This window comes from Altererythrobacter xiamenensis (assembly GCF_900177715.1).
In the GTDB taxonomy this organism is placed as follows: Bacteria; Pseudomonadota; Alphaproteobacteria; order Sphingomonadales; family Sphingomonadaceae; genus Erythrobacter; species Erythrobacter xiamenensis.
In genome coordinates this window covers 589,634-610,029 of record NZ_FXWG01000002.1, presented here as the reverse complement: position 1 = coordinate 610,029, position 20,396 = coordinate 589,634, and the positions used below count along the sequence as shown (strand labels likewise).

The 20,396-nt window shown below is 61.0% G+C and carries 24 protein-coding genes and 1 pseudogene; 11 read left to right on the top strand and 14 right to left on the bottom strand.

Annotated features, from left to right (window positions below; translation table 11 throughout):
* Positions 1 to 123 precede the first annotated feature (123 nt).
* Genes dld through gloA form a run of 3 tightly spaced genes read right to left on the bottom strand, consistent with a single transcriptional unit; the run spans position 124 to position 2,845 of the window.
* A complete protein-coding gene (dld, locus tag CCE89_RS08295; RefSeq protein ID WP_086437558.1) occupies positions 124 to 1,833 on the bottom strand; it encodes a D-lactate dehydrogenase in 1,710 nt (569 codons plus the stop codon).
* Positions 1,793 to 2,248 carry a cupin domain-containing protein gene (locus CCE89_RS08290; RefSeq protein WP_086437557.1) on the bottom strand — a complete coding sequence of 152 codons (456 nt, stop codon included), beginning with the start codon at positions 2,246 to 2,248 and terminating at the stop codon, positions 1,793 to 1,795. Before CCE89_RS08290 ends, dld begins: the two co-directional genes overlap by 41 nt.
* Positions 2,249 to 2,278: 30 nt before the next feature.
* Positions 2,279 to 2,845: a lactoylglutathione lyase gene (gene gloA / locus CCE89_RS08285; RefSeq protein ID WP_234990003.1), complete on the bottom strand. Its 567-nt coding sequence runs from the start codon at positions 2,843 to 2,845 to the stop codon at positions 2,279 to 2,281.
* A gap of 260 nt (positions 2,846 to 3,105) precedes the next feature.
* On the opposite strand from gloA, the pseudogene CCE89_RS08280 reads away from it, so the two are divergent.
* A pseudogene (locus tag CCE89_RS08280) lies at positions 3,106 to 3,987 on the top strand (YifB family Mg chelatase-like AAA ATPase); the annotation flags it as partial.
* 20 nt (positions 3,988 to 4,007) lie between these two features.
* On the opposite strand, the gene CCE89_RS08275 reads toward CCE89_RS08280, so the two are convergent.
* A complete protein-coding gene (locus CCE89_RS08275) occupies positions 4,008 to 4,310 on the bottom strand; it encodes a hypothetical protein (protein ID WP_234990002.1) in 303 nt (100 codons plus the stop codon).
* Between the two features lie 37 nt (positions 4,311 to 4,347).
* Positions 4,348 to 4,902 carry a winged helix-turn-helix transcriptional regulator gene (locus CCE89_RS08270; RefSeq protein ID WP_086437556.1) on the bottom strand — a complete coding sequence of 185 codons (555 nt, stop codon included), beginning with the start codon at positions 4,900 to 4,902 and terminating at the stop codon, positions 4,348 to 4,350.
* A 164-nt stretch (positions 4,903 to 5,066) separates the two neighbouring features.
* Here CCE89_RS08270 and CCE89_RS08265 point away from each other — a divergent pair, with 164 nt between their 5' ends.
* Positions 5,067 to 5,408, top strand: coding sequence for a CC_3452 family protein (locus CCE89_RS08265; RefSeq protein ID WP_086438040.1), 342 nt, complete (start codon positions 5,067 to 5,069; stop codon positions 5,406 to 5,408).
* A 113-nt stretch (positions 5,409 to 5,521) separates the two neighbouring features.
* On the opposite strand, the gene CCE89_RS08260 is transcribed toward CCE89_RS08265, so the two are convergent.
* The 3 genes from CCE89_RS08260 to galE all read right to left on the bottom strand — a co-directional run bounded on the left by CCE89_RS08260 (position 5,522) and on the right by galE (position 7,478).
* Entirely contained in the window at positions 5,522 to 6,157 is a 636-nt protein-coding gene (locus tag CCE89_RS08260) for an HAD family hydrolase (protein WP_086437555.1), read from the bottom strand.
* 81 nt (positions 6,158 to 6,238) lie between these two features.
* On the bottom strand, positions 6,239 to 6,364 hold the full coding sequence (ykgO, locus tag CCE89_RS08255) for a type B 50S ribosomal protein L36 (RefSeq protein ID WP_011415100.1): 126 nt from the start codon (positions 6,362 to 6,364) through the stop codon (positions 6,239 to 6,241).
* A gap of 88 nt (positions 6,365 to 6,452) precedes the next feature.
* On the bottom strand, positions 6,453 to 7,478 hold the full coding sequence (galE, locus tag CCE89_RS08250) for a UDP-glucose 4-epimerase GalE (protein ID WP_086437554.1): 1,026 nt from the start codon (positions 7,476 to 7,478) through the stop codon (positions 6,453 to 6,455).
* Between the two features lie 139 nt (positions 7,479 to 7,617).
* Here galE and CCE89_RS08245 point away from each other — a divergent pair, with 139 nt between their 5' ends.
* Both CCE89_RS08245 and CCE89_RS08240 read left to right on the top strand, forming a co-directional pair.
* Entirely contained in the window at positions 7,618 to 8,235 is a 618-nt protein-coding gene (locus CCE89_RS08245; protein ID WP_086437553.1) for a DUF4136 domain-containing protein, read from the top strand.
* Complete coding sequence (locus tag CCE89_RS08240) at positions 8,236 to 9,375, top strand: M14 family metallopeptidase (RefSeq protein WP_086437552.1); 1,140 nt, start codon at positions 8,236 to 8,238, stop codon at positions 9,373 to 9,375.
* On the opposite strand, the gene CCE89_RS08235 is transcribed toward CCE89_RS08240, so the two are convergent.
* From CCE89_RS08235 to CCE89_RS08225, 3 genes are read right to left on the bottom strand one after another with little or no spacing between them, the layout of a single operon-like run.
* A complete protein-coding gene (locus CCE89_RS08235; RefSeq protein WP_086437551.1) occupies positions 9,372 to 9,788 on the bottom strand; it encodes a cytidine deaminase in 417 nt (138 codons plus the stop codon). The genes CCE89_RS08240 and CCE89_RS08235 overlap by 4 nt on opposite strands.
* A gap of 13 nt (positions 9,789 to 9,801) precedes the next feature.
* Positions 9,802 to 10,509: a glycoside hydrolase family 25 protein gene (locus CCE89_RS08230; protein WP_200810312.1), complete on the bottom strand. Its 708-nt coding sequence runs from the start codon at positions 10,507 to 10,509 to the stop codon at positions 9,802 to 9,804.
* A 10-nt stretch (positions 10,510 to 10,519) separates the two neighbouring features.
* A complete protein-coding gene (locus tag CCE89_RS08225) occupies positions 10,520 to 11,005 on the bottom strand; it encodes a UPF0262 family protein (protein WP_086437550.1) in 486 nt (161 codons plus the stop codon).
* A 138-nt stretch (positions 11,006 to 11,143) separates the two neighbouring features.
* On the opposite strand from CCE89_RS08225, the gene CCE89_RS08220 reads away from it, so the two are divergent.
* Positions 11,144 to 12,667 carry a replicative DNA helicase gene (locus CCE89_RS08220; RefSeq protein ID WP_086437549.1) on the top strand — a complete coding sequence of 508 codons (1,524 nt, stop codon included), beginning with the start codon at positions 11,144 to 11,146 and terminating at the stop codon, positions 12,665 to 12,667.
* Positions 12,668 to 12,677: 10 nt separating this feature from the next.
* Here the strand turns inward: CCE89_RS08220 and CCE89_RS08215 are convergent, their stop codons facing one another.
* Entirely contained in the window at positions 12,678 to 13,868 is a 1,191-nt protein-coding gene (locus tag CCE89_RS08215; protein WP_086437548.1) for a phospholipase D-like domain-containing protein, read from the bottom strand.
* A gap of 117 nt (positions 13,869 to 13,985) precedes the next feature.
* On the opposite strand from CCE89_RS08215, the gene rpoZ reads away from it, so the two are divergent.
* The 3 genes from rpoZ (at position 13,986) to CCE89_RS08200 (ending at position 16,309) form a co-directional block, all read left to right on the top strand.
* Positions 13,986 to 14,333, top strand: a complete 348-nt coding sequence (gene rpoZ / locus CCE89_RS08210) for a DNA-directed RNA polymerase subunit omega (protein ID WP_086437547.1) — start codon at positions 13,986 to 13,988, stop codon at positions 14,331 to 14,333.
* Between the two features lie 86 nt (positions 14,334 to 14,419).
* A complete protein-coding gene (locus CCE89_RS08205) occupies positions 14,420 to 15,148 on the top strand; it encodes a ParA family protein (protein ID WP_086437546.1) in 729 nt (242 codons plus the stop codon).
* A 69-nt stretch (positions 15,149 to 15,217) separates the two neighbouring features.
* The gene (locus CCE89_RS08200) at positions 15,218 to 16,309 is read left to right on the top strand and encodes a DUF3667 domain-containing protein (protein WP_086437545.1); all 1,092 of its coding nucleotides are present in this window, start codon (positions 15,218 to 15,220) and stop codon (positions 16,307 to 16,309) included.
* A 24-nt stretch (positions 16,310 to 16,333) separates the two neighbouring features.
* On the opposite strand, the gene CCE89_RS08195 is transcribed toward CCE89_RS08200, so the two are convergent.
* Together CCE89_RS08195 and ftsH are read right to left on the bottom strand one after the other, a co-directional pair.
* Positions 16,334 to 16,606 carry a hypothetical protein gene (locus tag CCE89_RS08195; RefSeq protein WP_086437544.1) on the bottom strand — a complete coding sequence of 91 codons (273 nt, stop codon included), beginning with the start codon at positions 16,604 to 16,606 and terminating at the stop codon, positions 16,334 to 16,336.
* Positions 16,607 to 16,646: 40 nt separating this feature from the next.
* The gene (ftsH, locus tag CCE89_RS08190; protein WP_086437543.1) at positions 16,647 to 18,608 is read right to left on the bottom strand and encodes an ATP-dependent zinc metalloprotease FtsH; all 1,962 of its coding nucleotides are present in this window, start codon (positions 18,606 to 18,608) and stop codon (positions 16,647 to 16,649) included.
* A gap of 192 nt (positions 18,609 to 18,800) precedes the next feature.
* Between ftsH and CCE89_RS08185 the strand changes: the two genes are divergently transcribed.
* The 3 genes from CCE89_RS08185 to CCE89_RS08175 are packed head-to-tail and all read left to right on the top strand — an operon-like array spanning position 18,801 to position 20,386.
* A complete protein-coding gene (locus tag CCE89_RS08185) occupies positions 18,801 to 19,400 on the top strand; it encodes a TetR/AcrR family transcriptional regulator (RefSeq protein WP_086437542.1) in 600 nt (199 codons plus the stop codon).
* Positions 19,397 to 19,978, top strand: coding sequence for an SRPBCC family protein (locus tag CCE89_RS08180; RefSeq protein WP_086437541.1), 582 nt, complete (start codon positions 19,397 to 19,399; stop codon positions 19,976 to 19,978). Before CCE89_RS08185 ends, CCE89_RS08180 begins: the two co-directional genes overlap by 4 nt.
* A 15-nt stretch (positions 19,979 to 19,993) precedes the next feature.
* Entirely contained in the window at positions 19,994 to 20,386 is a 393-nt protein-coding gene (locus CCE89_RS08175; RefSeq protein WP_086437540.1) for a DUF1761 domain-containing protein, read from the top strand.
* Positions 20,387 to 20,396: the final 10 nt, after the last annotated feature.

Below are 20,396 nucleotides of genomic sequence, written 5' to 3'. Positions count from 1 at the left end.
CTCCCGACCTACCCCTGTTTTCTTTTCAATGCACGGGGCTGGCCATTATAATTGCGTTATCGGCAATTCAGGTTTTGGTGCCAACTGGTAGGTTAGATGAGATTCTCGTTAACTGCAAACGAGTTAGGCCCATCCCCGCCTCCGCGAGGTTTTTCCAATTCCCGGATTTAGGGCATTAGTAGGATCGAGGGCTCGATAGAATTCCGCTACCTCGGGCGGCGCCTCGTAAAGATGGCCGAAATTATGCTCTGCTGGCATTTGTCCCCCTCTTTCTTCCACCACAGCTTTTACCTCACTCTCGAAAGAATCTTTGTTCACGCCGGGCCGAAGTAAGAAATCGAGGTGGAACACGTGGCACAGAAAATGGCCGTACACTGCTTTCGCCAAAATCTGGCTCTCGAGCCTCTCGGGGAGAATGAATTGCCAATCGGCTGTGTTGCGTGGAAGCGCTATGTCGAGAGAAGACAGCTCAGTCGGTAGATGGGACAATTCCTGCATGCGGACCGTTGCACCTGCACTCGCAAACCTGAGGTGAAACGCAGCCTTCGCCTGCTTCGCCCCGAGCATAGTATACTCCATGGGTTGATCCTTGCAGGCTCGTAAAAGCAGTTCGTCTAACTCATCAATTCCCTCATCGTCAGTAGTCAGGAGCAATGCATGCTCGTGGGTGTTGAGAACGGCCCGCAGGGCTGGCGTCAAAGGATGTGGGGTAATACGCGAGACCGCTTGGGATAGGCGGGCTGATACATTGCGGCCTGACCCAAGCCTCCGAGCCGACACATCCAGCCTACGCTGAATGCGCTGTATAGTGGGCATCGCTTCGGGGCCGAAGATAGCGAGGAGGTGGCAAACGTCACGGCCATATTTAGCAGCAAGTTCACGGGCATTGCGATCCAAGTATTCACAGACGCTCGGAACAGTCGATAGATCCGAAAGGATGGCCTGGCGCAAATCCGCGAGCTGCCCCGCTTTATCGGTAGTGACCAGAAAGGACTGTTCTGTTCGAGGAGCTGGGTAAGTTGGCACTCTTACCGCGAAAACAATCAGTTTCCCCGCGCTTCCCGATGCCTCGAACAGCCGCCGTGGGTCGGCGTTGTAACGAGCAGGCGTGTCGTCAGATTGGCGCAACTGCACCAGATAATCGTCGCACCTTTCTTCAACCTCCTCGTGATTGGCAATTCCGGCATCACCGGCGTCAAGGTTTTCCAAGATTGTTTCCGGGCTTGATCCAAGGTCGCGTCCGAGATGGTTAACGAGTCTGAGCGTACCGCCCTCGTCGATCCGTGCGAAAAGTGCGTGTCGTGTAAATGCAGGGCCGCGACGGACTAGCGCACCGCCGGAGTTATTGCAGACGCCTCCAACAACTGACGCGCCAAGACACGAAGATCCGATCACTGAATGGGGTAGCCGACCAGATGGCTCAATCGCCTTGGCGAGCCCAGTAAGCGTACTGCCCGCCAGACAAATGACGTCGGTGTGATCCTCAAGGAGCAGAACGCCTTCTAGCAATAGCGTTGAGATCACTACAACTGGGCGGTCATACTCGCCGAAGGGAGTGGATCCTCCGGTTAACCCGGTGTTCGCGGCCTGCAAGATGATGATCGTATCGTGGCGGACGCATACCTGAGCCACGAACCATAATTCCAATAGGGTACCCGGGCGGACTACTGCGACGGCCACCCCCGCCCCGACGCGATAGCCCGAGCTATAAGGCCGCTTCTCATTCGCGTCTGTGAGAACCTCGCCCTTATCAACCGCGTCGCGAAGTTCTTCGATTAGGCGACTCCTGGACTCAGCCAGCGGTTGCGCTTTCCCACGCAGCTTGCGCACCATCCCAAGTTACCAACGCCAGAGTTTCACCGCCCGGCTTGTCCACGAATTGCAGCGGCCCCAGGAAGGTCATATAGAATTCACTGTCGACCGGGAAATAGGTCTTCCCATGGAATGCGCTTGTCGCCTCGTAACCATAGGCGGGGGCAGTGACAGTATCTCCGCCATCGTCAGAGCCGCCTCGAACTTCCATGCGTCCTTTCGTGAGGAAATACTCACCCGGCCCCACATGATGATGACTGTTAAACGAAGAGCCTGCAGGACAGTCGAATATTGCTGCCCAAGAGCCAAGTTCGGGCGCGACATTCAAGAGCTTCCATCGAATACCGCCTGCGCTCAAGGCTTCGGGAAACGGCACCCAATCGATATCATCAAGTTGGACTGCACGTCCTTCAACCGGACTGAAATTCTTCTTCATTGATTTCTTTCCCTTTTTCTCTCGCCAATTTCATACGCCGCAAATCAGTGCGCTGTTTTTTGGATTAAGGATCTCAATCCAATAGCCATCTGGATCTTTTATGAAGGCGAGGCCCTTCATTTTGCCTTCACTAGGTCGCTTGACGAAATCCACTCCTAACGCCTCAAACCTTTTGCACGCCTCATCCACGTCAGGAACAGCAAGCCCGATATGGCCGAAGCCCTGCGGTTCGTCATTGCCGTTATGGTAAACATTCCCAGCCTCGTCCTCGGTGCCCCAATTATGCGTCAGCTCGAGCATGGCTGGTTGGCCGAACGCATAATGCAACCTCCCCTCTTCTTCTTCCGGCAAGTCGTCCTCAGGTCCTACATAGCCAAGAAAATAGAGCGTGAACTTCATCTCCGGGAACGGGATCTCTTTCACCAGCGTCATTCCCAAAACGTGCTGATAAAAGGGTATTGAACGGGCAGGATCCTTAATCCGCAGCATCGTCTGGTTAAGCACAAAATCTGCAGTTTCAGACGGGGAGGATGTATCGCCCTCTGGGCGTGGATCGGGCAAGTTTAGCATAAACTCAATTCTCTCGATTGCCTTCACTATGGGGGTAAACGCAGTACCGAAGCATATTTGTCCGTCAGGGACTGTGCTTGCCTGATCCTGCAAATCGGGTTGTCAGCGTGCGCAAGGGCTGCCGGTCTTCTGGCGCCGAGTTTAAGAATAAAAGCCGTGGGCAGGGAGTTTCTCAAAAGCCTTCACTCCCTTCCGGTCAAGCCGCGCTCTTCTCGTAAGAGAACGAAGATTTCTACTTCAATCCACCGACGGCCTTCCGGGTCTTTAGAGCTTGAGGGTCTCGACGATACAACTTATTGATGATCGGCCCGCCGGGCGCTGGCAAGAGCCTGCTCGCCTCCTGCCTTCCCGGTATCTTGCCCGAGCTTACCCCTTCGGAAGCGCTTGAAGTGTCGATGGTGGCGTCGGTCGCGGGCACGTTGGAAGGCGGACGGATCAGCCGAGCGCGCCCGTTCCGCGCGCCGCATCACTCGGCGAGCATGGCTGCGCTGACCGGCGGCGGGCTCAAGGTACGTCCCGGCGAGGTCAGCCTGGCGCACCTTGGCGTGCTATTCCTCGACGAACTGCCCGAGTTCCAGCGCCCTGTGCTCGACTCGCTGCGCCAACCGCTCGAGACAGGAAGCGTCGATGTCGCGCGCGCCAATGCTCATGTTACCTTTCCCGCGCGCGTCCAGCTCGTCGCGGCAATGAATCCATGCCGCTGTGGTCATCTCGGCGATCCCGCACTCGCCTGCAGCCGCGCCCCGCGCTGCGCCGCCGACTACCAGAGCAAGGTTTCCGGCCCGATGCTCGACCGGATCGACCTCCATGTCGAAGTCGAACCGGTCAGTGCCGCCGACATGGCGCTCCCCCCGGCCTCGGAGAACAGCGAGAGGGTCGCCGCCCGCGTCGCGCGCGCCCGCGCGATCCAGACCGCAAGGGCCGAGGAGAGTGGCGCACGCAGCAATGCCGAACTGGGCGGTGACGCGCTGGAGAAATGGGCAAAGCCTGACGAAGCGGGACAGCGCCTGCTGCTCCAGGCGGCAGAGGCGATGCGGCTTTCTGCACGGGGATATACGAGGATGCTAAGGGTCGCACGGACAATCGCCGATCTTGCCGGAGCGCAGCAGGTCGGGCGAATCCACATCGCAGAAGCGCTCAGCTACCGGAGGCAGGCACCCCGCGCTTAGCGCTGCCGAATTGCCGACGTTCAGCCCTTCGAACCCGAAGTCCGGGAACCAGCCTGACCCATCCACCAGTCTGCGTAGCTCGAATTCTTTATCAGTTTGCGATTCTCATCCGGCGCGCCGTCACTCCACCATACCGGACCGCGTTCGCCCAGCGCGGTTTTCGCAGCATGAACCTTCGCGCGGGCTGCCTTTTCAGCGGAGGTATCGCCGGACCTGAGGCTGGCGCCCACGGCTCTGCGCGCATCCATAAGCTCGCTGACGAGGCGGGCGCGCTCTTCCTCTCCCAGCCTGGGGTTGGTGGCGCGCCAAAGCTGCCCCTTCACGATGATGTAGCGACCATCGGGCGTGGTCTGCTTCGTGTCAGCCAGCGGCAGCGGCTTTCCGCAAAGTATCGATATCGACCACGTCCCCGCGATCGATACCGGTGCAGGCCTTTGCGGTCGAACCATCGGCGCGGATGCCGACATTCTCGCGCTTCACAAGGTTGAGATCGTGATGGTCGAGCACGCGGCCGTCATGCGACAGGATCGAGACGGGACCGATCGGCAGTCGATCCATCTCGTCCACCAGCACCGGGTCTTCTTCGAAGTCGGTGCCGTACTTCTGGCCCCATTGGCGCAGCGCGAGCATGGCAGGCAGAAGGTCGAAGCCCTTTTCGGTCAGGCGGTATTCGATCTTGCGGCGGTCGTCCGGACAGGGCTCACGGCGCAGGATTTCATGCTCGACGAGTTTCGCGAGTCGGTTAGACAGAATGTTTCGGGCAATCCCGAGCTCGCTCAGAAATTCCTCGAAGTGATGCACGCCGTTGAAGCTGGCGCGGAGGATCATGAACGACCAGCGCTCGCCCATGACTTCAAGCGCTTGCGGCAGCCCGCATTCGATCAATTCGCGTAGCGGTTCTCTAATTTCGCCCATTTCGGTCCTTTCCCTGCAACCTATCTAGCGCGGCGCTTCGCTGCGGGCAAAAAACTTTTCAGTTTTTAGTTGCAACTAGAAACCTAATCACTTAGGTAGCGATTCGCAACCGGTTTTAAATCGCAACCAGTTGGCACGCAAATCGAGCGAAGAAGGAATTGATGATGACCCTCTCTACCCCCCGCACCGGCCGCCTGAGCGTGTTCGCCCTAGCACTCGTCTATACCGGCCTCACATTCGGCGCAGCCGTTTCCCCAACGCCCGCGGTGGCGGCAACGTCCGGCCCCTACTACGTGGCCGAACTCGCCACCCCTGCCGAGGAAAGCCGCACTGTCGCCGGTGGCGTCGCATGGAGCTGCGAAGGCACGACCTGCGTTGCTGCCAAAGGCAATTCGCGCCCGCTGCGCATGTGCCGCGGCATCCAGCGCGAGTTCGGCGAAGTCGTGAGCTTCACCGCCAAGGGTGAAGCGCTCGCGGAAGACAAGCTGGCATCCTGCAACGCCTAATCATCGAACCGTAACCCGCCCCTCGCCCGCTCACCTCTCCATCGGCGGGTGGGACAAGGCCTCCGGCTCCCTTCCCCACTCGCGGAGCCGGAGGCCTTCCTTTTATTGGGCCTTCAGTCGAGCAGGCCCCGCGCTTCGAGATCGCGTCTCAGGTCAGGCGCGTTGGCGAAGTGATGGACTTGCCAGCCCTCCTTGCGGGCAGCCTCGATATTGGCCGCATTATCGTCGATGAATAGCATAGCTTCCGGAGCATGGCCGAAGCGCCGCGCCGCGAGCTGAAAAATCGCCGATCTCGGCTTCGCCAGGCATTCGCGACCGGAGACGACGATATCGACAAAGTGATCGAGCACAGGCTCGGTCGGGCGGAACATGTCCCAGAACTCGGCTCCGAAATTGGTAATCGCGAATAGCGGCACCTCGCGGACTGCAAGGCTCTCGATGAGTTCCACCGTACCGGGGACCCGCCCGGGTATCGTCTCCAGGAAGCGCGTGGCATAGGCCTCGATCAGATCGGCGTGATCGGGGAACAGCGCTTTGCGCTCGGGCACCATTTCGGAAAGCGGGCGGCCCGCGTCATGTTCGAAATGCCATTCTTCGGTGACGACATTGGCGAGAAACCAGTCGAGTTCGGCATTGTCGTCGATAAGCTTGGCGAAAAGATTGCGCAGATCCCACTGCACGATCACACGGCCGACATCGAAGACCACCGCCTCAACCTTGTTGAATGCGCTCAAAACGCCGCTCCTCATACAGCAACGGCCCGCACTCCGGGGGAGGCGGGCCGGTTCGACTGCGCGGCGACCGACTTGGCCGCCACCCGTTCTGCTAAATCAGCCCTGGCGAGCCTTGAAGCGACGGTTGGTCTTGTTGATGACATAGGTGCGACCGCGGCGGCGAATGACGCGGCAATCGCGATGGCGGTTCTTCAGCGACTTGAGGCTGTTGCGGACTTTCATTTATCTTTCCCGAAATAAAACAGGCACCGGATGTAGGTCCCGGTGCCCCGATTTCAAGCAGCGCGCATAGTTGCCGAATCGGCGAAGGTCAACTCTCCCCGCGCATTTCGGACAGTTTGCGCTCCCACTGCAAGGCGTGGGCCACGATCGTGTCGAGATCGTCATGCTGAGGCTCCCACGGCAGGGTCGCCCTGATGCGCGACGGGTCGGAAACCAGCGCATCGGGATCGCCTGCGCGGCGCGGCTCCATCCGGCGCTCGATCGCCTGATTGGTCACGCGGTCGACCGCATCGAGCACTTCGAGTACCGAGAAGCCGCGTCCATAGCCGCAATTCATCGTCAGAGAGCGCTCCGGCTGGTCGATCAGCGCTTCGAGCGCCAGCACATGGGCAGCGGCAAGATCGCTGACGTGAATATAGTCGCGTACGCCGGTGCCGTCGGGCGTTTCGTAATCGGTGCCGAACACGCTGACATGGCTGCGTTTGCCAAGTGCAGCCTCGACCGCAACCTTGATGAGATGCGTCGCGCCGGCGGTCGATTGGCCGGTCCGGCCCTGCGGGTCTGCGCCGGCGACGTTGAAATAGCGCAGCGCGCAGAAGTTCATGTCGTGCGCCGCCGACACGTCGCCCAGCATCTGCTCGGTCATCAATTTCGACCAGCCATAGGGATTTATCGGGCTGCGCGGCGTATCCTCTGTGACGGGCGAGCTTTCAGGAATGCCATAGGTCGCCGCGGTCGAGGAGAAGATGAAATGCGGCACGCCCGCCTTCACCGCACTGTCGATCAGGGCGCGGCTCTTGGCCGTGTTGTTGTGATAATATTTGAGCGGGTTCTCGACACTCTCGGGCACGACGACCGAACCGGCAAAGTGCATGATCGCCCCGCGCCCATCGCCCATCCCCTGCTCAGCGAAGATGCGGGCCAGCAGCTCGCCATCGGCAATATCGCCTTCGTAGAAGGGCACGCCTTCGGGCACGGCGAAGCGAAAGCCAGTGACCAGATTGTCGATCACTATCGGCTGCCATCCGGCATCCTTGAGAGCCAGAACCGCATGGCTTCCGATATAGCCCGCGCCGCCTGTCACGAGCACCGGAGTAGATTTTGTGTCCGTCATGCTGCGCCCCCTAGCAAAAGCGATTTAGGATTGTGTGAAAAATCTGGCACAATCTGCAATGGCTATACCTCTCTTTGGCGGGACCGATTGTCGGTTGATGCATTGGTAACTAAAGGGGCTCTAGTGAAGGAAGAATAATATGTCGCAAGGTCGCAATTTCATTTTCAGCGCAAGCATTGCTGTTGCGCTCGCCGGGTGTGTCTCCACACCCGCGCCCGGCCCTGTCGAGGTAACGCGCTTCCACGACGCAAGCGCTCTCGACACGCTCGGCCGCGGCACGATCTTCGTCCAGGAAGCGCCCGGCAGCGAGGAAGCCGGGCTCGAACTCGCGCCCTACAAGGCTGCCATTGCGGCAGAGCTGACGCGCCTCGGCTATACCGAAAGCACGCGCAGCAATGCCCGCTCGATCGCGCAGGTCGATGTCGAGCGCTATGCCATCGGGATCGATGGCGACCGGCGTGGTCCCGTGAGCGTGGGCGTCGGCGGTTCGACCGGCTCCTATGGTTCGGGCGTCGGTATCGGGATCGGCATCAACCTCGGCGGCAATCAGAACCGCGAGCGCGTCGGCACCGAACTCTCGGTGATGATTCGCGACGTGCAGACCAATCAGGCGGTCTGGGAAGGCCGCGCCCGTTTCGAGCCTGCGCGCGGAAGCGAAGAGGCACAAGTTTCAACCAATGCATCCATCATCGCCGATGCCCTGTTCCGGGAGTTCCCGGGCGGCAATGGCGAGACAATCGAAGTCGAGGTTCCTTAAGTGAGTGATATCGTGATCGATGCCGCATTCGACAGCGGCAACATCGAAGTTTTGTCCTGCACCGGGTCGAACGCCAAACTCGCGATCCGCAAGGATCACAATAGCGAGTTCGCACAGTGGTTTCATTTCCGCGTCGCTTGCGAGCAAGGCGAAGAACTGGAGCTCAAGATCACCGGCCTCAACCAGTCGGCCTATCCGGGCGGCTGGCCGGGCTATGACGCGTGCGTTTCGGAAGATCGCGAATACTGGACCCGCGCTGCCAGCACGTTCGACAAGGACGAAGAAAACGGCACGCTGACAATTCGGTACACTCCCGCCAGCAACATCGCCTGGTTCGCCTATTTCGCGCCCTATTCGATGGAGCGCCATCACGATTTGATCTCGGAAGCCGCAGCCAGCGAAGGCGTGACCTATCGCCGCCTGGGCGAAACGCTCGACGGGCAGTCGCTCGACTGCCTCGAAATGGGCGAAGGCGACAAGCAGATCTGGTTCACCGCGCGTCAGCACCCAGGCGAAACACAGGCCGAATGGTGGATGGAGGGGGCGCTCGAATGCTTGACCGATCCTGCCGATCCGGTCGGACGCGCGCTGCGCCGCCGGTGCCGCCTCTACTTCGTACCGAACTGCAATCCCGACGGCTCGCGCCGCGGCCACCTGCGCACCAATGCGGTCGGTTCGAACCTCAACCGCGAATGGGAAAGCCCGACCGCCGAGAAATCGCCCGAAGTGCTCGCGATCCGCAACCGGATGGATGAAACCGGCGTCGATTTCGCGATGGACGTGCATGGCGACGAAGCCATCCCCGCGGTCTTCCTCGCAGGCTATGAAGGTCTTCCGGGCCTCACCGAAGAGCATCTCGCAGGCTACAATCGCTACCAGAGCATTCTCGACCGGCGCACGCCCGATTTCCAGACCAAGCTCGGATATCCCAAATCTGCACCGGGCAAGGCCAATCTCACCATGGCAACGACGCAGATCGCCCAGCGCTTCGGTTGCACGGCGATGACGCTGGAGATGCCTTACAAGGATCTGGCGGATGCGCCCGAGCCCGAGCAGGGCTGGTCACCCGAACGCTGCAAGATGCTGGCGCGCGATTGCCTTGCGGCCTTGCTGGAATGGCTGGAGGCGCAGGACGCCTAGTCCAGGCTCGCGGGGCCAAAGGCACGGGGAAGCAGGTCGGAAAGCACGGTCTTCACCACCTCTTCCTCGCCCGCGCACCAGACGACCGGGTCCGTGCCGCCAAGTTCGGCCAGTTCGTTCAGCACCTGGCGGCATCTTCCGCAGGGGCTGATCGCACCCGCCGTATCACCGATCACCGCGACCTCTTCCAGGCCACCGCGATGCCCGTCGTCCATTGCCTTGGCCACCGCTACCGTTTCGGCACAAAGTGTCAGGCCGTAGCTCGCGTTCTCGATATTGGTGCCGGTGACCACCGTCCCGTCAGCGAAGCGCAGCGCTGCACCCACGCGGAACTTCGAATAGGGCGAATAGGAATCTTCCAGCGCATCCTTGGCCGCTGCAATCAGGCTGTCGCGGTTGTTGTCTTCGCTCATTGTTCGCTCCCGCTCAGGGTTGCACCACGATCCATTCGACCGGCTCTGCCGAGATATCGCTCCGCAGCGCGCGATTGGCGCTCCACAAGAGCCAGGGCCGACCGGCATAGTCCGGACTGAAGCGATCGCGCACCAGCCATAGGTCGCGCTCGATCGTCCCGGCAATGCCATAGCGCGCTTCGAAGCCTTCGGACAGTTTCAGGATCGCCCGCTTGCCCGCATGCATCTCGACCTGATTGATGAAAGTCATCAGCTCGCTCTCGACCGAAGCATCGCTGACTTTCGGATTACAATCATCGGCGGTCCTTACGAGCGCGATGGCCGGCGGCAAGAGGTCTCCCTCGCGCGGGACCACGGTGACGAAATTGGCCGATTGGCGGTCAGCGGACACGCAGGGATCGAAGTGGTGGACAGCACCGGCCTGCAGCCCAGTACGGCGGGCGGCTGCGAGATTGCGGGCGAATTGCGAATCCTTGGCTTCAGCGCCGTTGCTCGCTTCCAGATAAACAAATTTCCCGCCCAGGGCCCGCACGGTTTCGAACGCGACCCGGCCATTGGCCTCACCCACCTCCACGCCCTGGTCGGGATAGACCGATTCGTTCGGACGCCAGCTCTGCATGTCCCACCAGTGCCAGATGGTCGCCGCGACCGCTGCGAGCACCACGCTCGCTACGAGATAAAGCCACCAAGGCTTGCGGCCCTGCTTCCTGCGTCGCGCCACGGTGTTTCCCTCAGCCCTTGATGTGGAGGACGCAGATCAGCGTGAACAGTCGGCGCGCTGTGGCGAAATCGGTTTCGACCTTGCCTTCGAGCCGTTCGACCAGCAGTTCCGCCGCATTGTCGTGAATCCCGCGCCGGGCCATGTCGATCGTCTCGATCTCCGCCGGGGTCGCCTTGCGGATCGCCTGATAATAGCTGTCGCAGATCGCGAAGTATTCGCGGATTGGGCGGCGAAAACGCGCCAGCCCGATCAGCAATTCCTCGAGCAGTTCGTCCTGCTCGTTCGAAATCGCCATGTGCAGCCTGCCGTCGCGGACAGAGAGTTGCAGCTTGTAGGGTCCGTCCGCCCCGCGCTCCGCACTGCGAACCGGCTTGAAGAAATTTTCCTCGATCAGGTCGAAGATGGCGACGCGCCTTTCCTGCTCGACATCGGCATTGCGCCAGATGATCGTCTCCTCGTCGAGAGAGATATGTGCAATGCGATAATCGGCGGCCATGATTTACCGCCCTTCGCAGATGCACCCAGCAGTTTTCAAGCGTTTCCGCACACCATCCCCGCTATCCACAAGCCGGTGCGGCGATAATGTCAGCATTAGCCCTTGCGCACCATCGGGTGGGCAGCGAATAAGACCCGCATGGCCGAAACCGATCTCCTCATGCGCTCCGTCGGGGGCGACGCGCCTGCGAGCGAATCTCCGACTCGTACACTGCCTTCCAATATCGAGGCGGAAGCCGCTTTTCTCGGTGCGGCCCTGATCGACAATCGCGTGCTCGAAGAATTGCGCACGCCGATCCGGCCCGACCATTTCTTCGAACCGCTGCACCAACGCATTTTCGAACGCATCATCAAGCTGGTCGATCGCAACGCGACCGCCAGCCCGGTGACATTGAAGCCCTATTTCGAGGGTGACGAAGCGCTAAAGTCGCTGGGCGGGACGAGCTATCTCGCGCAACTTACTTCGGATGGCGCCGGCCTCCTCGCAGCCGGAGAGCTGGCCGCGCAGATATACGATCTCGCGCTGCTGCGCGAACTGGTGAGCGTGGGCCGCGGCCTCGTCGAAGGCGCGCTCGACACGTCCGAAGAGGTCGCGCCGATGGACAAGATCGCGCAGGCCGAGGCTGACCTGTTCAAGGTCGCGGAAGGTGCGACGACAGGCAGCGAGGCATCAAGCTTCAAGGACGCAGCGCTGACCGCGATCAAGATGGCCGAAGCCGCTATGAATTCGGGCGGCGGACTGTCGGGCAAGACCACCGGACTTTCCTCGATCGACCAGAAAACATCCGGCCTGCACAATTCCGACCTCATCATCCTTGCCGGACGCCCCGGCATGGGCAAGACCTCGCTCGCGACCAACATCGCGTTCAATTGCGCGGAAGAGCATTTGAAATGGCAGGCCGATGGCGGCGAGTTCAATTACGGCGCGCCGGTCGCCTTCTTCAGCCTCGAAATGAGCGCCGACCAGCTGGCAACGCGTATCCTTGCCGAACAGGCCGAGATCAGCTCGGAAAGCCTGCGTTCGGGTAAGCTCTCGCGAGACGAATTCCAGCAGCTGTCCTTCGCCTCGCAGCGCCTGGCCGAACTGCCGCTCTATATCGACGACACGCCAGCACTCACCATCGCTGGCCTTCGCACCCGCGCCCGGCGATTGAAGCGCCGCCACGATATCGGGCTGATCGTGGTCGACTATCTCCAGCTGCTGCAGGGTTCGGGCCGCGCCAACGACAACCGCGTCAACGAAATCTCGGAGATCAGCCGTGGTTTGAAGACGCTCGCCAAGGAACTTGCCGTTCCCGTGATCGCGCTGTCACAGCTCAGCCGTGCGGTCGAGCAGCGCGACGACAAGCGCCCGATGCTGTCCGACCTGCGCGAATCGGGCTCGATCGAGCAGGACGCCGACATGGTCTGGTTCATCTATCGCGGCGACTATTATCATCTCGCGATCAAACCGGATTTCCCCGATGCGTCTTCGTCCGAAGATGCAAAGGAAAAATATCGCCAGTGGGAAGAGAAGCACGAGGAGCTTGTCGGCAGGGCAACACTGATCGTGGCCAAGCAGCGTCACGGCTCGACCGGCAATGTCCCGCTCCACTTCCAGAGCGAAATCACCAAGTTCACCAGTCCCAACACCAAGGATTATTCGGACTGGGGCTACGAATAGGCGCGAGGCCTTAAAGGCCGAGGTTGAGCCTGCGCGATACGGTGTAATCGACCACCGCGACGAGAAACCATGCGAGATTCCAGCGAATGCGGTTGAGCAGGCCCGCCTTGCGCTTGTGACCTTCGGGCGTAATCGCTTCACCCGAAGCGGCGTGAAGCGCGACATGCTCGCGCATTTTGTCGGCGAGCGCCTTGTCCTCGATCCGCAACATGATCTCGAGATTGAGATAAAGGCTGCGCATGTCGAAATTGGCGCTGCCGATATAGGTCACGTCGTCGATCACGATCAGCTTCATGTGCAGTTTGCACGCGTTGAACTCGGCAATCTCCACGCCGCCCCGCAGGAGATAGGAATAGAGCGAGCGGGTTGCCCCGATCGTCGCCCCATTGTCCGACTTGCCCGCCATGACGAGCCGCGCCCGCCCGCGTTTCGCGACGCCTGTAATCTTGCGAAGCAGGCCATTGGAGGGCGAGAAATAGGCCATAACCATGTCGAGCTCGCGCGCCTTGTCGAGATCGCGCCGCACCGCCAATGCCCAGCTCGATAGCCGAGCGGTCGGCCCGCCGATCAGGACCTGGACCGGGCGCTCCAGCGGCGTCCACTCCCTCACCGCTCTGCGGATCGCGAGCCACTGAGCCTTGGGATTGGCGGTCCAGCTCTCGAGCCTTTCGTACCATTCGCATAGCCGGCCGACCGCCTCTCCTTCGATGACGAGGCCGAGGTCGTTCCACCCGTTCTCCTCGGGCGGCGCGAAGTAATCATCGGCGACGTTGAAGCCGCCCACGATAGCCCGTGCCGCATCGATTATGACGATCTTCTGGTGGTTGCGGATGAGATAGCGGCGCGACCATTTGGGGCTGAACAGCCAGACGCGGGCCCCGGCATCGCGCAGCTTGCGGAAGAAGCTCGGGTCGTCATTCGCGCCGAAGCCGTCGACGATCAGCCGCACTGTCACCCCGCGCCCGACCGCTTCGATCAGGGCATCGCGCACCTTGCGGCCCGACGCATCGCGGTCGAATATGTAGAACGCCATGTCGATGCTGCGCGACGCCGAAGCGATCATGTCGAGCAGTGCGTCGAGCCGGTCGCGCCCGGCAGCGAGCACTGTGAGACGATGCCCGGCCGCCTCGAGCTCGATTGGCGCAGGATCGCGGAACGGGCGCGGCTCGGTTACGGGATTGGCAGAAGTTTGACCGTCCATCGCCAGCCTCCTTGCCGCAAGCGGCCAAGACAAGCAATTTCTTGACTCGTCCTGCCACAATCCCTAGGTGCAGGCCCTCTCCGAAATCCCGGATTTATTGCTTTAATTGGAGTGCCCATGGCGCGCGTTACCGTCGAAGATTGCGTCGACAAGGTTCCTAACCGTTTCGATCTCGTCCTGCTTGCTGCACAGCGTGCGCGCGAGATTTCCGGCGGTGCCGAACTCACCATCGATCGCGATCGTGACAAGAACCCCGTCGTCGCCCTGCGCGAGATCGCCGAACAGACGATCAAGCCGAAGGAGCTGCACGAAGCGGTGGTTACCAACCTTCAGAAGATCCTGCCCGACGACGAGGAAGACGCCGATGATATCGGTTCGCTCAGCCAGTCGGCAGAAGCGCTGCGGATCACGGCTTCGGCCCCGACCCGCTCGACTTCGATCGGTGCAGATTACGATCCGGGCTGATGGCAACGGATAGCTAGTTTCGAAAGGCCGCCTGTCACCGGGCGGCCTTTTTTGTGTCTGCTCAAGCGAAAGGCATAGACCGCGAAATGTCCGTCATCGCAGTGTACAGCGCCAAGGGCGGCGTCGGCAAAACCACCATCGCAGCCAACCTCGCCTGGTGTTCGGCGACAGATGCCGGACACGATACGCTGCTGTGGGATCTCGACGCGGCAGGCGGCGCAGGCTTTCTCTTCGATATCGAACCCAAGTCGAAGCGGGCCGAAGGAATTTTCGCGCGCGGCGACGACCCGGAGGAGCAATTGTGGGAGACCGGCTATCCCGGGCTCGACCTGCTTCCCGCCGACAAGAGCCTGCGCCAATTGGACGTGCAACTCACGCAGATGGGCCGCCGCCGCAGATTGGGCAAACTCGCCACCAAGCTCGGCAAGCAGTATGATCGCATCGTGCTCGACTGCCCGCCCGGTATCAATGAGGTGAGCGCGCAGGTCCTGCGGGCTGCCGAGATCGTGATCGTGCCGCTACCGCCTTCGCCGCTGTCCCACCGCGCGTTCGATTTCGTCGCGGACGAGATCAGGCGTATCGGGGCGAAGGGCCCCTCGCTTCTCCCGGTTTTCTCCATGGTGGACATGCGGCGCAAGCTGCATCGCGAGGCGACCGAGGGTCAGCCCAAGTGGCCGGTGCTGCCCTATTCCAGCCTGGTCGAACAATGCGCCGTGCGGCGTCAGCCGGTCGGTGCCTTTGCCAAGAGTTCGGTTCCGGCGCAGCAATTCTCCAAGCTCTGGCAGGCAATCGACCGCAAGCTTGCGCGTCGCTGAGGGCGTTCTTTCAAGACCGCCTTCCCCTCATCCGTCCCACGGTTATACTGCGCGCTGGATGGGGGTTTTATGAGCGACTTTGGTGAAGCGATCGGAACGGCAACCGAGGGCGGATTGTTCGCGCGCGTCATTGGCGGCAAGGGTGGCGGTCTGACCGACAAGGAAGGCAACCCGCTCAAGAAAGGTCATTTCGCCGAGGGGGCATGTCTCAATTGCGGGACCCAGCTGCTCGGCGCGCACTGCCATGAGTGCGGGCAGAAGGCACATCTCCACCGCACGGTCGGCGGTTTCCTGCACGATCTGCTCCACGGCGCGCTGCACCTCGATGGCAAGGTCTGGCGCACGCTGCCGATGCTGATCGCCAAGCCGGGCGAACTGTCCCGCCGATACATCGAGGGCGAACGAATGCGCTTCGTGTCGCCCATGGCAATGTTCCTCTTTTCCGTATTCCTGATGTTCGCGGTCTTCCAGGCTGTCGGGCTGACTGCGCCGACGACGATCAACGGGTCGGCGCAAATCGAAAGCGGAGTTCAGACCGCGAAGAAAGGTGCCGAAGCCGAACTGAAGGCGGCTGAGGAGAGGCTAGCCGCAGCCGAAGAGGGTTCACCCGAGCGCGAAAGGCTCGAAGCGAGGGTGATGGAAGCGCAGGAAGCCCTGGACGCATTCGAGAGCGTGGGGAGCGCCCTGGCGAAGTCGGGGTCCACGACGATGAGTTTCACCGGCACCGGGATCAAGACGATCGACGAGGGCATCGTCAAGAAATGGAAAGAGAACCCCGGCCTGATGCTCTACAAGATGCAGGCGAACGGATATAAGTTCAGCTGGCTGCTGATCCCGCTTTCGATCCCCTTCGTGTGGTTGATCTTCGCCTGGAAGCGCCGCTTCAAGGCTTATGACCACGCGATCTTCGTGACCTATTCGCTGGCTTTCATGTCGCTGCTTTTCATCCTGCTATCGGTGCTGTCCGCAGCAGGCATCGGCGGCGGCTGGGTGTTCCTGGGTCTGGCGATCATCCCGCCCATCCATATCTACAAGCACTTGCGGCACGCCTATGGCCTCGGGCGCTTCTCCGCCTTCTGGCGGCTAAGCGCGCTGCTCTTCTTCATCATCATCGTGATCGTGCTGTTTCTTCAGGCGCTGCTTCTACTCGGCGCGTTCTGAGGGGCGCCTCGGCTAGCAAACTGCTCAGTCGGTCCCGTCGAGATCGCCGTCACCCGGATCGGCGTCTGCGGCATCCGCCTCTTCGAGGTTGTCTTTCAGATTGGCGGCGCCTTCGCTGATCTCGTCCGCCGCGACGATTGCCCCTTCGCGCAGTTCATTGCCGACGACTTCGGCATTGGCCTCGGCATCGGCCGCGGCGCGTTCCGCCGCAACCTCGGCATTGTCCTGGGTTTCCTGCGAGCACGCCGCGAGGGACAGCGCCATCGCGCCAGTGAGCAGACTGATAACCAAACGCATGGTGCGATCTCCTGATAAACCTATCGAGGAGAATAACGCGCTAGGCGCCTTGTGGTGCCGGACCGCCTTCTCCGCCGAATTTCTTGCCCGCCTTGGGAACAGTCGAACCGGCAACCGGCTGCACCGCTGCAGGGCCCGAAGGCTGGTCGGGACGATCGATCTTGCCGTTCTTCATCAGCTGGTCGATTTCCTCGCCGGTCAGCGTTTCGAACTCGAGCATTGCCTGGGCGAGCAGGTGGAGCTTATCCTCCTGTTCGGTCAGGATATCGGTCGCCCGCTTGAGGCCTTCCTCAACCAACCGCTTGATTTCGGCGTCGATGAGCTTGTTGGTCTCCTCGCCAGACATCGTGCGCGCGGTCTGACCCATGCCGAGATAGCCTTCCTGGCTCTGCTCGTACTGGAGCGGGCCGAGCTTGTCGGACATGCCCCACTTGGTGACCATGTTGCGGGCGAGATCGGTCGCATACTGGATATCGCCCGAGGCTCCCGACGAGACCTTGTCATGGCCGAAGATGATTTCCTCGGCGACACGGCCGCCCATCGCAACCGCAAGGTTCGCGTGCATCTTGTCACGATGGTAGGAGTAGTTGTCGCGTTCCGGCAGGCGCATCACCATGCCCAGCGCGCGGCCGCGCGGGATGATCGTCGCCTTGTGGATCGGATCGGATGCCGGCTCGTTCAGCGACACCAGCGCGTGGCCGGCCTCGTGATAGGCGGTCATCTTCTTCTCGTCCTCGGTCATGACCATGGAGCGGCGTTCGCTGCCCATCATGACCTTATCCTTGGCGTCCTCGAACTCCTGCATGGCGACGAGACGCTTGTTGCGCCGTGCTGCAAGCAGCGCCGCCTCATTGACGAGGTTGGCGAGGTCCGCACCCGAGAAGCCGGGAGTGCCGCGCGCAATCGTGCGCGGGTTCACATCGGGCGCCAGGGGCACCTTCTTCATGTGCACGCCGAGAATCTTCTCGCGCCCGTCGATATCGGGAACCGGCACCACGACCTGACGGTCGAAACGGCCCGGACGCAGCAGCGCGGGGTCGAGCACGTCGGGACGGTTGGTCGCGGCGATGATGATGATGCCTTCGTTGGCCTCGAAGCCGTCCATTTCGACCAGCAGCTGGTTCAGTGTCTGCTCGCGTTCATCGTTCGAGTTGCCAAGGCCATGGCCACGATGGCGGCCAACGGCGTCGATTTCGTCGATGAAGACGATGCAGGGCGCATTCTTCTTGGCCTGTTCGAACATGTCGCGGACGCGCGATGCACCAACACCGACGAACATTTCGACGAAGTCCGAGCCGGAGATGGTGAAGAACGGAACGCCTGCTTCGCCTGCGATAGCGCGGGCAAGCAGCGTCTTACCGGTCCCGGGCGAACCGACCAGCAGTGCGCCCTTGGGGATCTGGCCGCCGAGTTTGGAGAAACGCTGCGGATCCTTCAGGAACTCGACGATTTCCTCAAGCTCTTCGCGCGCTTCGTCGATACCGGCGACATCATCGAAGGTCACCTTGCCCTGACGTTCGGTCAGCAGCTTGGCCTTGGACTTGCCGAAGCCCATGGCGCCGCCGCCCCCGCCCTTCTGCACCTGGCGCAGCGCAAAGAACGCAAGGCCAAGGATAAGCAGGAACGGCAGGGTCTGGATGAGGATGTAGAGCAGGATGTTGCCCTCTTCCGCCTGCACGCCCGAATACTGCACTTCGTTTTCGTCGAGCAGTTTGGTCAGTTCGGTATCATTGGCAACGGGCACGGTCGTGAACCGTTCGTCATTCTTCATGACGCCGGTGATCTTGTCGGGAGCGATCTCGACTTCCTTGACCGAGCCTTCGGCCACCTTGTCGCGGAAATCGGAATAGCCGATCTGCGTGCCGGGCTGTTCGCCCGCATTGCCGAACATGGAAACCGCCAGCAGCAGGGCAAGGAATACCCCGCCCCAGATCATCAGGCTTTTCATCCAGGGGCTGGGACCTTCGGGCCCCGGCTCGCGCGGATCGTTTTCGTCGCTCATTGTGCGCGTAATCCTTTCGTGAGGCCTCAATGTAGGCACGGCAGGGTGAATGGCAAGATAATGCGCGCCTTCCGTCTTTCCATGAATCCCGATCACCGCAATCGGCTCAGCAGTTGATCGATCATTCAAGATAGCACTTGATCGAACGATCAACTGCTGCTTGATTGATCATTCAACCAAGGAGCGAGTCGGATGAATACCGCCACCAGGCAACGCATCGTGATGACAGCGCTCGAGCAGTTCTATGTGAAGGGTTACAATTCCACCTCAATCAGCGACATTCTCAGTCGCAGCCAGGTGCATTCGGGCAGTCTCTATCACTTCTTCCCCGGCAAGCAGGACCTGCTGGTCGCGGTGCTCGAGTTCTACCGCGACGGGATCGGTGACATGCTGCTCGCGCCGGCGTGGGCGGATGTCGACGATCCAATCGAGAAGATATTCGCGCTGCTCAACGGTTACCGCACCGGACTTCTGATGAGCGATTTCGCGCATGGCTGCCCTATCGGCAATCTCGCGCTCGAACTGTCCGAACCTGATCCGCGCATACGCGAATTGCTCGACATCAACTTCCGCAACTGGATTGGAGCGGTCGAGAATTGCCTCGAGGATGCCGGCGACCGGCTGCCGCCCGATACCGATCGCGCCGCGCTGGCCGAGTTCATCCTGACCACGATGGAAGGTGCGATCATGCAGGCCCGAACTGCGCGAGACATCGGCGTGTTCGACCGCAATATCGCTGTGCTGCGCAGCCATTTCGATCTCCTCGTCGCAAGGGCAAAGGAATTGTCATGACAAGAGCCTTTTCCGCCGCGCTCGCCGGACTGGCCCTCGCCCTCAGCCAGCCGCTCGCTGCCGATGGCAGCAACATTTCGGCGCAAATCGTCGAGGAAAGCGACGGCACCCGGACACTGGTTCACGAAGCGGTGATCGACGCACCGCTCGGCGCGGTGTGGTCAACGCTTTCGACCGAGGAAGGCTGGAAAAACTGGGGGCCGAAATTTGCCAGGTTCGATTTCCGGACCGGCGGCTCGATAGAGACCGGCTATCACGACGGCGCCAAGCCGGGCGATGCGCAGAATATCCGGCACCGGATCCTCGCCATCGTGCCCGAGCAGCTGATCGCGCTCAAGGTCGAGCAGGTGCCAGAAGGAGGCCCGGTCGACCTGGCCGTGTTTGAACCGACCTGGGGCGTTTACGAGCTTTCAGCACTCGATGAGAAGCGAACTCGCCTGCGGATTTCCGGATATGGCTACGGCCCGGACGATGCTTCTTCCCGGATGCTCGAGTTCTTCAAGTCGGGAAATGTCTATTCGATCGAATTGCTGCGACGAAATCTCGCGGCATCGAATGAGGGTGCAATGGCCGAATAACAGGAGGAGGGAACTATGGACGTGAACTGGCTGGGCGTGATTGCCGCAAGTGTCTCCGCATTCGTACTGGGCGGGATCTGGTATGGGCCGCTGTTTGGCAAGAAGTGGATGGCATTGGTCGGCATGACCGAGGAAGAGGCGGCCAACGGCAACATGGCGCTGATATTCGGAGGAGCCTTCGTGCTCTCCTTCATCGCCGCCTTCGTCTTCGCGATGTTCCTGGGGCCCGAACCGGGCGTCCAATTCGCCACCAGTGCGGGCTTCGCAGCGGGCTTGTTCTGGGTCGCCGCGACCTTCGGCATCAATTACCTCTTCGCCCGCAAGCCGTTCGCGCTGTGGCTGATCGACGGGGGCTACGCGACGCTGATGTTCACGCTGTTCGGCCTGTTGATCGGGCTGCTCGGATAGCGGGGCGTCG